The organism is Atlanticothrix silvestris CENA357 (genome assembly GCF_016056295.1).
Classification (GTDB): Bacteria; Cyanobacteriota; Cyanobacteriia; order Cyanobacteriales; family Nostocaceae; genus Atlanticothrix; species Atlanticothrix silvestris.
Map to the genome: position 1 here is coordinate 75,115 of NZ_JAECZB010000071.1, position 11,492 is coordinate 86,606.

The window sequence follows — 11,492 nt, forward strand, 5'->3', positions numbered from 1 at the left end:
TGAGCCTGCGGTTTTATAATTAATATATTTATAGTCAATATATTAAGTAATTGCAAGGGGTTGTATGGACTCATTTTTGATCTAGGAGGCATTAGCAATGATGCGATCTAGGAGGGATGAGACTTTCTCTCGATCTGCTTGGGTCATTCCTGCTAAGGCTCGATCTATAGTTTGCTCTCCAATTACAGGCAAGACCTCTTTCAGTTCCTCCCCGGCGGAAGTCAACCAGATTCTCACTATCCGCCGATCTGTGGCATCTCGTTCTCGCTGCACTAGTTTGCGCTCTTCCATCCGGTCTACAACACCCGTCAGGGTTGCCCCTAATTGTCCGAGCTTTTCGGCAATTCCAGAAGTAGATAGCCCATCTTCCTCCCATAAGCAGCACAGCACCAGATAGTGGAAGGGGGTGAGTTTATAGGGTTCTAATCTTTCCAAAAAGTCACGGTACATCAGTTGTGACGCTAATTTGAGCTTGTACCCAACGTTGTAGGGCGCAAGCGCATGTCGCCATTTCTCGATGAACTCAAGCTTGGCTGAGGGAGTGGGCATGGACTACTGTTATTTAATGTACTGATATTCACTATATATAATAATGCTTCAAAAGAAACTCATGTACTCCCCCACCTGAGCGATACGTCCACTTCACACTAGTACAAACCTATTGCAAATTCTTTCTTACTTGCATTCCATTTTATAGAAGAACAACGTCAAAAACTGCTACAACATGTCCAACATATCTAATAATGAGTTCCCGTTTTGCGTTGATGGACGGCTGTGACACCATCTTGATTTAACACTTTGCCATTATCCACAGTTGCATAAATTAGCCAGTGGTCGCCAGATTCCATACGGGTTTGTACGGTGCATTCTAGATAAGCTAAAGCATCATTAAGTACGGGAATACCATTTGGGGTTGACTCAGCAGCCACATCAGCAAATCGGTCTTCTCCTGGGCCAAAGGGTTTGAGAAAGTGCTTCATTAAACCCAGGTGATTGCCTTCTTGAAGGACATTAAGGACGAATTTGTTTTCTGAGTGCATCAATAGTTCTAATGCGCGGTCTTTGGCAACGGCTATGGTTAAACCAGGAGGATTAAAGCTGGCCTGAGCAACCCAAGATGCTAGCATGGCACTGGAGATATCGCCTTGTTTGGCTGTGACAACGCACAGTGAACCAACAATCCTGCCCACAGCTTGTTCTACAGTCGTAGCAGGAACACTTTGCGATCGCACTTTTTTCGCTTTTTTGAGTGCTTGGGCAAAGTCGGTTCCGGCTTCTTCACATAACTGTAAGGTGACATCGTTAGGTTTGAATTTGACGCGGATGGGGTCAAAACCAAATCGATAGCCAGCATCTTTGAGTTTGCCTTCAATCAAATCAACTGCTTCACCACTCCAGCCAAAAGAACCAAAAACCCCAGCGAGTTTATTGTTAGTAGCAGTAGATAACACAATCCCTAAAGCTGTTTGCACAGGTGTGGGTGCATGGCCGCCAAGGGTAGGGGAACCGATGACAAAACCAGAGGCTTTTTCTACAGCCGCGCGTATATCTTCTGGTTCTGTAAATTCACAGTTAATCGATTCTACAGCAACGCCAGCTTTTGTAATGCCACGAGCGATCGCCTGGGCTAAAGTAGCAGTATTGCCATAAGCTGAAGCATAAATTAACGCTACTGTAGCATCAGCAGATTTTTGCTGTTGAGTCCATTCTCGGTAAGCTTTGGTCAGTTCAATTAAACCGTAGCGTACTAAAGGCCCGTGTCCGGTGGCATACATTCTTACAGGTAAATCGGCAAGTTTATCTAGGGCAGTTTCCACTTGACGGGCATGGGGAGCCATGAGGCAATCGAAATAATAGCGCCGATCTTCAGTATATATTTCCCAACCTTCATCAAATACCTGATCGCCACAAACATGGACTCCAAATAACTTATCTGAGTAGAGTATTTCTGTTTGAGAATCATAAGTACAAAGTTGGTCTGCATAGCGGGGGTTGGGAGTAGGAACAAATTGCAAACAATGTCCCTTGCCTAAATCTAGGGTTTCTTCCCCACGCATTACCATAACTGGTAAATTAGGATTTTCTAAAGCCCCCCGCAAATTTATCGCCCCAGGATTAGAACAAACAAAGGTAATCTGCGGTGCAATTTCTAACAAAGCTTTTAATGTTGCGGCGCGGTTGGGATTGACGTGCCCCAAAATTACATAATCTAGGGTTTTAATATCAAAACGCTGTTGTAACGCTTCTAAATAAATTTGCGTAAATGTTTCCCCTGGCGGATCAATCAGGGCAGTTTTATCGCCTTCTATTAAATAAGAATTGGCAGTTGTACCCTTGGCTAGAGCATATTCAATTTCAAATCTGAGTCTAGCCCAACTGCGCGATCGCAGTACTCTGGTATCTGTAGCAACAGGGAAAACTTGAACATCACGGGGTTTATTTTGTGGCATAGCTGTTTAGTGAATGGGGCATGGGGAAGAAGGGTAAAGGGGAAGGGGGAAAGGTGGGTAAGAATATTGGCAAAAAAACCCCTCGGCGGTTTGTCTTTGGCGTTCCCGTTCGCGTAGCGTCTCCGTAAGGAGAAGGGTAGCCGTCGCTCCGACTTCTCTCTGTGTTCTCTGCGACTCTGCGGTTTAAAAGTAATTTATTTAACCACAGAGATGCTGAGATCGCTGAGAAAAAACAAGAGATTTTTTGAGTCACCTTGAAAGGGCTACCCCCTAGCCCCTAGTCCCTCAACCCTTTCTAATAGTGATTACCAACTTTACGATGGTGAACTGCTGTGAGTGCATCTGGCTTACTCACCCGTCCGGCGTAAACGTTGCTGTATACCGCCCAGTGGTCGTTGCAGTCCATGCGGCTAACGACTTCGCACTCCATGTAAGCGAGGGCATCGGTGAGGATGGGCGCTCCATTTTCGGCTGGCTGGGTTCTCACACCTTCAAAACGATCAGCACCGGGGACGAATCGCTTCAAAAAGTGTCTCATGAGTTTTTGGTAATTACCTTCTTCTAAGACATTAAGAACGAAACGATCGCCTACTTGCATGAGTGATTCAATTGCCCGATCTTTCGCTACTGCAATGGAAAATCCTAGGGGTTTAAAGCTGGCTTGGCTGACCCAAGAAGCTAGCATGGCGCTGGAGACATCGCCTTTTTTAGCGGTGATAATATACAATCCGCCGCTGATTCTACCTAAAGCTTTATCTAGGTCTGCACCTAGAGATTTCATGGCTTTGATGCTGCGATCGCGTGTTACCCATTGTCCTAAGTCGGTTCCGGCTTCTTCGCACTGTTTGTAGGTGTTTTCTGTGGGTGTTTGTTTAATCCGAATTGAGGGGAAACCTTCTATTAAACCCAAATTGCGGAATTTACTCAGCAAAGGATCTATCGGTTCATCATCGCCACCGCCAGTTTCAAATATGCCTATGGCTTGCTTTTCTTTTGCAGATCCTAAAACGGTGCTGAGGGCAGCTTGGATACTAGCAGCGCCTGAAAGCGGTGGCATTCCTACCACAATTCCGGTACAACGACTAACTAATTCCCGTAGTTCTTGTAAATCTACTTCTGCTCCCAAGTCGATAATTTCCACGGCGACATCAGTTTTACTAATACCATTAGCGATCGCTTGGGCTAGGCGATCGCTATAGCCATATTCTGAAACATAAAAGATGCCAACTACTGTTTCCGCCTTGGTTTGTTTTTGGCTCCAAGTGCGGTAGCGTCCAATTAGTTCTTCAACGTTGTGGGATAATAACGGCCCGTGACCTGTGGCAACCATGTCGATGGCTTTTAATTCTGCCATACGCTTGAGGGCAGACAAGACTGAGCGCGCATTTGGCCCCATCAAACAGTCGTAATAATATCGAAAATCTGCTTCGATCGCCTTTAAGTCGTCATCAAAAGTACTTTCTGAGCAATAGTGCAACCCAAAAGCATCGCAGGTGAACAAAATTTTGGTTTTGTGGTCAAAACTAAAGATGGTATCTGGCCAATGTAAATTGGGGGCAATGACAAATTCAAATTCATGACCGTTGCCTAAATCCAAGCGATCGCCATTTTTAACAATCCGCCGTTTAAATGGCTGATGCACAAAATCTTCCAGAAACTGAATTGCTACTTTAGAACCGACAACCGTGATTTCGGGAGCCATAGACAGCAAATCTTTCACTAAGCCGCTATGGTCTGGCTCTGTGTGACTGATAATCAAATAATCAATCTCAGTGGGTTGGATTAATCCGGTCAGGGTATCAAAATATAGTTGACGGAACTTTTCATGAGAAGTATCAACTAAGGCAGTTTGCTCACCCCGTATGAGAAATGAGTTGTAAGTGGTACCATTTTGCAGACCAAACTCAATATCGAAGCGATCGCGATCCCAGTCTAGAGAGCGAATTGCTGTTGTTTGTTGAGCAATTTCTACAGTCTGTATGGTGAGCCGTTTTTCAGTTCTTTCGGTGAGCGCTACCATAACTCCCCTCCTTAGCATGATGAGTATTTCTCTGGCTTTATTGTTACATGTCTTGATTGTTAAGTTTTATTAAAAAGTTTATGGCTGACTTAAAGAAATTAAAAGTGTGAAATCACAGAAGCGCATCGAAAATATTTGGTTAGCTTTAGAAATTGGCAATTCCCGGTTGCATTGGGCGTTATTTAAAGGTGAAACCCTTGATTTGACTTGGGATACAGAACATGTCCCTAAGTCAGTCATACAGCAGATAGCTCAATGTCACACACTGGATGATTGGCCGACAACAGTTTTTCCATTCAGTCAACAAAAGGAAATTGTTCTAGAAACTTCTACTCATCCTCCCATCTTCATAGCTTCCGTGGTTCCTAGTCAAACGAAACTTTGGCAAATTTACCCCAATGTTGAGATTATTACCTTAGATCAAGTACCCCTTTTAGGCATGTACCCTACATTAGGGATTGACCGCGCCTTGGCTTTGTGGGGTGCTGGGAAAATTTGGGGTCTCCCGATGCTGGTAATTGATGCTGGAACAACTCTGACTTTTACAGGTGCAGATATCAACCAGTGTTTAGTTGGTGGCGCAATTTTGCCAGGATTAGGCTTGCAGTTCTCAACTTTAGGTCAAAAAACAGGGCAATTACCAATCGTAGAGACAAAAGTTATTACGTCTCTACCTCCACGTTTTGCACTCAATACACCAGAAGCAATTCAAAGTGGAGTAATTTATACATTAATAGCAGGAATAAAAGATTTTATTGAAGCGTGGTGGAGTTTATTTCCTAAAGGAAAGATTGCGGTAAAAGGAGGCGATCACACTTTATTAATTAATTATTTCCAAGCTTTATATCCTGAAATAGCAGCCAGTCTGATTGTGGAACCAAATTTAATTTTTTGGGGAATGCGAGAAATAGTAATGGAGAATAGCAAATATAAGTAGGGTCATATTGCTAGACACTCATGCTCTGAGTACAGTAACGCATCCAAAATCTGAATAATTTAAGTAGAACGGCGTGAAAAATTCAATGTTTGTAGTGAGTTAGCGCGGTCTTCTCCCAAAGGGAGAGGCTAGCGCCAAGGGAGTTTCCCCCATGAGCGACTAACGAACCCGTAGGGTAAGGACTTTAGTCCTAAGAAAAGGGCTAAAGCCCTTACTACGAGATAAATTTAGCTAACTTTATATTAGTTAACATAATTTGATTTATTTTCACCGACTTACTTAGTTTAATTATCCATAACTTGCTATTCTTTAAGAATTAAAATACTTTTTTCCATATCAATTACCAATTTTCCTTTATAAAATCCTGAATATCTCCAGCCACAAAACCAGCATAAGATTCTGGTAAATCATCTCCGGCGTGAGCAATCATTTTAAACTCAGCTTGAGGAATTAGTTGAGCGTAAGTTTGACTTTTAGCTAATATATCTGATGTCTCTTGACCGCCTTGTAAAATCAAAGCTGGAACTTCCATTAAATGCAATCGATTCTGTAATAATTCCACCTTAATTTCTTGGTACTGCCGTTGAAATAGTAACTTACAAGCTGTTGGATATCGTAGAAGCAAATGACGTAACTGTAAATTTTGTTCAAATTTTTCGTACCAAGCCAATCGTTTAGCTAAAGGGCGAAGCAATCGCAACAATTTCAATACTAGCGGTGGATATTTCACTAACTTTTGCATTTTTTGCCAATTATTTTCCTGTCTTTCTATCTCTACCCCCTCTGGCGCTAACAGTACTAAACCACTAACTTGATCTGCATACTTCAAGGCGTAACTAGCTGCAATCCAACCCCCAATAGAATGTCCTACTAAATAAACTTTTTCCAATTTCAAAGCTTTTAAAAATTCAGCTATACACTCTACCTGCAAATCGATCGAGTAATGAATATTCGGATTTTCTGATTCGCCAAACCCTAATAAATCTGGTGCGAAACAATGGAAATTTTGAGATAGTGTTTCCATCACCAATAACCATTGACTACTATCTTTCCAAGCACCATGTAAAAAGATTACAGGAATGCCTTCACCGGCTTCACGCCAGAATAATAGCCCTTGAGAAATTTTCCTCCGGGAGTTCCGAAATAGCGTTTGCATCTTATATTTAAGAGTTAATTTTTAGAGAATTAGTCAATTATCAACTGTCAATAATCATTGCTTATGTACAACTGGGCAAATGACAAATAACAAATGATAAAATACTTTATGCCAATGTTGTCAAACCATTTAAATAATCTTGTAATTGTCGAGAGTGGTCATGAGACATTTGTTCTGGAGGTAGAGAATTAGCAAAGAAAGCCTGGATTTCCATAACTTCTAAAGTATCCTGAACCGCCATTGTGCCCTGAACTTGTGCTTCCACTGCAACACAAATCGAATGGATTCTCGGATCACGATCTGGTGCAGAGTAAACTCCAACCAAACGTTTAATTTCTACTAACTCCAGTCCAGTTTCCTCCATCAATTCTCGGCGGACTGTGTTCGGAATATCCTCTCCCCAGTCCACCATCCCTCCTGGTAGTGCCCAGCAGCCATCGTCGCGCCGTCGGATTAGGACAATTCGACCATCAGGTAATATAGGGATAATACTAGTGCCAGTAATGGGATGACGGAAGATAATACCCAGTACCGTTTGTCCAACGCGCCATAAGCTACGTGTGGATTGGACAGCTGCCGCAAAAAAAGCAAGAATGTTCAATCTTAAAATGTCTGTATTGTATTATCTAAATTCCATACCATTCGCATCTACTCAACCACTAAAAAAGCTGAGATTTGTGTGACACAAATATGCTGATGATTTGGGATTTTATTCTAACGATTTTTGTATAATATATCAATCTTATCGTTGTTTTAAATAAAATTATTTGTATTCAAATACACATAAAGTTTTCTTATAGTATTTGTCTATAGATATTTTAGATTGACTCTAGCATAAATCTGAATTTAAAAGTAATAATAAATACTACTTTTGAAACACCAATTTAGGTTGTAACTTTTGTTAAAATCTTGTTAAGATATCTAAAAATACTAATTTTTTCAGTATGAACAAGATTTACGGATGAAATATAATTGGTAATGCCAATTTTTTTCTAAAGTGAATTTTTACCAAAGATCTATAATTACTGCAAAGACTTAATTGTATAAAATACATAGTCAATAGTAAAAATTTTCAGGCATAAAAGTTGATGAGTGCATTGCAGGGAAAATATTTTCTAGATTACTTACTAAGTAACGTACTAATTTTTATTCCTGGTAATTTAGTATAGAAACACTTTTGTTTGAAGAAAAGGTTCTAAATTACTATTGACATAAATAAGCTAAATACGGTAGACTAGTATACTGTTCAAATATATAGACTGTTAAACTAGGCTAAAACTATATCAATAACATCAGTAGCTGATATTGCCTACGTGATGCCTAGTTGTCACTTTTTTGTTGTTTATTAATGAGGTGAACATGGCTAAGCGCCGTAACCCGAAAAAAGAAAAGGCGCTACGGAACCAGGCATATGCCAGAAAGTTTCGTAAACGAACTACGACAGGAAGAATGCAAAGAAGGTTCCAACAAAGACCACCGAAGAGTGAGGAAGAAGAAGGAGCAGCAGCAGCTGACACTGAATAAGTTTCTTACTTAAATTCTTATTCTTTGGGTGTTTAGGGCGTACAGATGTACGCCCTTATTTATTGGGAACTAAGCATTAGGCAAGAATTAAGAGTCATTAGTTGTGTCACTTCAGTCGTTATTGACACTCTCACCTTCAAGGCAAAGCCTTGGAAGGGAGATTCTTGTTTCATCCCCACTTATCTAGATTAGTGTTACCACATCAAAGATAGAGATGTGATATAGATAACTCAAGGCGAGGAGTTTTACGCATCACGTTTCATAATAATGCCACGCATGATGCGGCTGTTTGAACACTGACTGTATCCCAAATTTTAAAGATTTCTTTAGCCAAGGAGAACTTTGATGACAATTCTTGTAACTGGCGCAACCGGAAATATTGGCAGTGAGGTAGTTCAGTATCTCCTTGAACGGAAAGCTTTAATTCGAGGACTAGTACGCGACCCCAAAAAGGCAACTAACCTAGCACAGCAAGGAGTAGAACTGGCAATCGGTGACTTATCACAGCCTGAAACTCTGGACGCAGCTTTGCAAGGTATCGAAAAAGCATTTTTAGTGTTGCCTAATTTGCCTAATCAAGTAGAACTAGAATGCGCGTTCATTGATGCTGCAAAACAAGCAGGCACACAACAAATTGTAAAACTTTCAGTGATGGGGGCAGGTGAATTGCCGAGTACATTTCAGAAATGGCATCGCCAGATTGAAGAACATTTAGAGCAGTCAGGGATAGCATGGACGCACCTCCGCCCGAATATGTTGATGCAAAATATGCGTTGGTTTGCTCAAACGATCGCACAAAGTGGATCAATTTACAATTGCGTTGGAGATACCAAAATCTCTCATGTTGATGCTCGTGATGTGGCTGCCGTTGCGGGGGTTTGTTTAACTGAACCAGGACATGAAAACAAGAGTTATATTTTGACTGGATCTCAAGCGATTACATTTAATGAAATCGCGGACATTTTTGCAAAAGCACTGGGTCGAACTGTGGCGTATATTGATCTTCCACCCGCAGATCTGAAAGCTGCGCGACTCGCCAATGGAGAACCAGAATGGTATTTAGACGCTGAGTTAGAGTTATTTAATTGTTGGAAACAGGGTGCGGGGTCTGCTGTAACTGACACGATCGCAACTGTGACTCGTCATCCTGCTACCACTTATGAAGAGTTCGCTCAATACTACGCTCAAACACGTGGTCAAGATTTCTTTGCAACTGTTAGGGGTTAATTATGCAAACCGCTTTCGGGCTTAATATTCCCATGACTCTAGAGGATGTGTGTAATCCTCAGAAAATGGCACTTTTGGTTTACGATATGCAGGTCGGGATCGCTCAATAATTGCCCAATGGTGCTGCGTTCATTCAGCAGGTAAAGACAGTTATCGAAGCAGCACGATCTCATCAAATGCGGATTTTTTTCTCGCGTCATACTACATTACCAATTGAAGTTGCTGGAGTCTCGCAACTCAAAGGCGCGATGGCTTTACAGCGAGTAGCGAATGTTGCACAAGTCCAACCGAACTTTCTGCGTGATTCTTCAACCCATGCTATTATCCCAGAACTGAAGCCTCTGCCATCAGAAGTGGCATTTGACAAACTCACAATGTCAGCATTTGTTGGATCATATCTTGATTTAGCCTTGCGTGATGCCCGCATTGAAGCAGTTGCGATCGCCGGAGCAGTTCTGGAATTTGGGATCGAACCCACAGTTCGCCATGCGGCTGATTTAGGCTATGTTCCGGTCTTGATTCAAGATGCGTGCTACTCTTTCTCTGAGCAAAACCGAGAGCGAACGCTGGAGAACCTCCAGTCAGTTGGTCTAATAACAGATATTGACAAATTTAGTCAAACGCTGATTAGTAGCTTGTAATTAGTGCTTTAACGCTAAAGTGCTAATTACAAACTTTAATTTATTCATGTCTAAATTAAAACATTGGGGAAAATTTTCCCTTGTCCCCTAGTCTTACTGTTGAGCAATTTGAGTGCGGGCGGCTAGGAGTGCTTTTCTTACTTGTGCAAAGCCCGTACCACCGTAACTGTTACGCGCCGCAACAACTTGATAAGGGGATATAGCTTCGTAAATATCTACTGCAAATGCTGGATGTAGTTGTTGCCACTCCTCTAAGGTCAAATCTTTCAGAAGTTTACCTGCGGCAATACTGGTTTTTACAACTTTACCCACGAGATTATAAGCTTCCCGGAAAGGAACTCCCCTTGCTGCCAGATAATCTGCCACATCTGTAGCATTTGAAAAGTCTTCCGCCACGGCTGCTGCTAAACGCTGGGTGCGAAATTCTAGGCCTTCCGCCAGCAAAATTGTCATTGCTTCTAAACAGGCTTTGACTGTGTTCACGCTGTCAAATAAACCTTCTTTGTCTTCTTGTAGGTCTTTGTTATATGCCAGAGGTAGCCCCTTCATAATTACCAGCATTGCCTGGAGATGACCAAATATACGCCCGGTTTTTCCTCGGATCAATTCTGGCACATCGGGGTTTTTCTTTTGAGGCATAATGCTGGAACCAGTGGAACAGCTATCTTTGAGGGTAACAAAGCGAAATTCTTCTGATGACCAGAGAATGATTTCTTCACTCAGACGGCTGAGGTGAACCATGATTAAGCTAGCAGCGCAGAGAAACTCGATCGCAAAGTCGCGATCGCTCACTCCATCTAAGCTATTTTCATAAACACGATCAAAATTTAATAATTCGGCTGTGTAATGGCGATCAATCGGGAAAGTAGTTCCAGCTAAAGCACCGCACCCCAAAGGTGAAATGTTCACTCTGCGGTAAACATCCCCCAAGCGTTCCCAGTCACGTTGTGCCATCTGAAAATATGCCAAAAGATGATGAGCCAAACTCAGAGGTTGGGCACGTTGTAAATGGGTGTAGCCAGGAATCAAAGTTTCAATATGCTGTTCGGCTATATCTACTAAGACACCTTGAAATTCCCGCAATTGCTGTTTAATTTGTTGAATTTGATCGCGGAGGTATAGTCGAGTATCTGTACCCACTTGGTCATTACGCGATCGCGCCGTATGTAATTTCTTACCAATATCGCCGACAATTTCTGTTAACCGTCGTTCTACCGCAAAATGAACATCTTCGGCATCAATACCAGGGTGAAATTTGCCTTGGTGATATTCTTGGCGAATTTGTTCTAACCCTGCAACGAGTTTCTCTCCTTCGGTTGCAGAAATAATACCCGTGTGAGCCAACATTTTGGCATGAGCTTGAGAACCAGTCAGGTCGTATTCTATTAATTCAATATCAAAACCGATACTGGCATTAAAACGAGCGATCGCCGGATGCAGCGCTGATTCAAACCGCTGACTCCAAGTTTGTTCTTTGGTCATAAATTTATTAGGGAATGGGGAATAGGGCATGGGGCATGGGGAAGAAGGGGTAAGG

Annotated in this window: 9 protein-coding genes; 3 read left to right on the plus strand and 6 right to left on the minus strand. The window is 42.0% G+C overall.

Annotated features, from left to right (window positions below; translation table 11 throughout):
• Positions 1 to 81: 81 nt before the first annotated feature.
• From I8751_RS18755 to I8751_RS18765, 3 genes are all read right to left on the minus strand, one after another.
• On the minus strand, positions 82 to 549 hold the full coding sequence (locus tag I8751_RS18755) for a MarR family winged helix-turn-helix transcriptional regulator (RefSeq protein WP_214440634.1): 468 nt from the start codon (positions 547 to 549) through the stop codon (positions 82 to 84).
• Between the two features lie 188 nt (positions 550 to 737).
• Complete coding sequence (locus tag I8751_RS18760; RefSeq protein ID WP_214440635.1) at positions 738 to 2,450, minus strand: diflavin flavoprotein; 1,713 nt, start codon at positions 2,448 to 2,450, stop codon at positions 738 to 740.
• 295 nt (positions 2,451 to 2,745) lie between these two features.
• The gene (locus tag I8751_RS18765) at positions 2,746 to 4,470 is read right to left on the minus strand and encodes a diflavin flavoprotein (protein WP_214440636.1); all 1,725 of its coding nucleotides are present in this window, start codon (positions 4,468 to 4,470) and stop codon (positions 2,746 to 2,748) included.
• Positions 4,471 to 4,567: 97 nt separating this feature from the next.
• Between I8751_RS18765 and I8751_RS18770 the strand changes: the two genes are divergently transcribed.
• Positions 4,568 to 5,407: a pantothenate kinase gene (locus I8751_RS18770; protein WP_404800440.1), complete on the plus strand. Its 840-nt coding sequence runs from the start codon at positions 4,568 to 4,570 to the stop codon at positions 5,405 to 5,407.
• Positions 5,408 to 5,747: 340 nt separating this feature from the next.
• On the opposite strand, the gene I8751_RS18775 is transcribed toward I8751_RS18770, so the two are convergent.
• Together I8751_RS18775 and I8751_RS18780 are read right to left on the minus strand one after the other, a co-directional pair.
• Positions 5,748 to 6,563 carry an alpha/beta fold hydrolase gene (locus I8751_RS18775; protein WP_214440638.1) on the minus strand — a complete coding sequence of 272 codons (816 nt, stop codon included), beginning with the start codon at positions 6,561 to 6,563 and terminating at the stop codon, positions 5,748 to 5,750.
• Between the two features lie 106 nt (positions 6,564 to 6,669).
• On the minus strand, positions 6,670 to 7,164 hold the full coding sequence (locus I8751_RS18780) for an NUDIX domain-containing protein (RefSeq protein WP_214440639.1): 495 nt from the start codon (positions 7,162 to 7,164) through the stop codon (positions 6,670 to 6,672).
• 1,268 nt (positions 7,165 to 8,432) lie between these two features.
• Between I8751_RS18780 and I8751_RS18785 the strand changes: the two genes are divergently transcribed.
• Positions 8,433 to 9,314: an SDR family oxidoreductase gene (locus I8751_RS18785; protein WP_214440640.1), complete on the plus strand. Its 882-nt coding sequence runs from the start codon at positions 8,433 to 8,435 to the stop codon at positions 9,312 to 9,314.
• A 110-nt stretch (positions 9,315 to 9,424) separates the two neighbouring features.
• Positions 9,425 to 9,955 (plus strand): cysteine hydrolase family protein, encoded by a 531-nt coding sequence (locus I8751_RS18790; protein ID WP_225894241.1) that lies wholly within the window; start codon positions 9,425 to 9,427, stop codon positions 9,953 to 9,955.
• A gap of 93 nt (positions 9,956 to 10,048) precedes the next feature.
• Here the strand turns inward: I8751_RS18790 and argH are convergent, their stop codons facing one another.
• Positions 10,049 to 11,437 carry an argininosuccinate lyase gene (gene argH / locus I8751_RS18795; RefSeq protein WP_214440645.1) on the minus strand — a complete coding sequence of 463 codons (1,389 nt, stop codon included), beginning with the start codon at positions 11,435 to 11,437 and terminating at the stop codon, positions 10,049 to 10,051.
• Between the last annotated feature and the right edge of the window lie 55 nt (positions 11,438 to 11,492).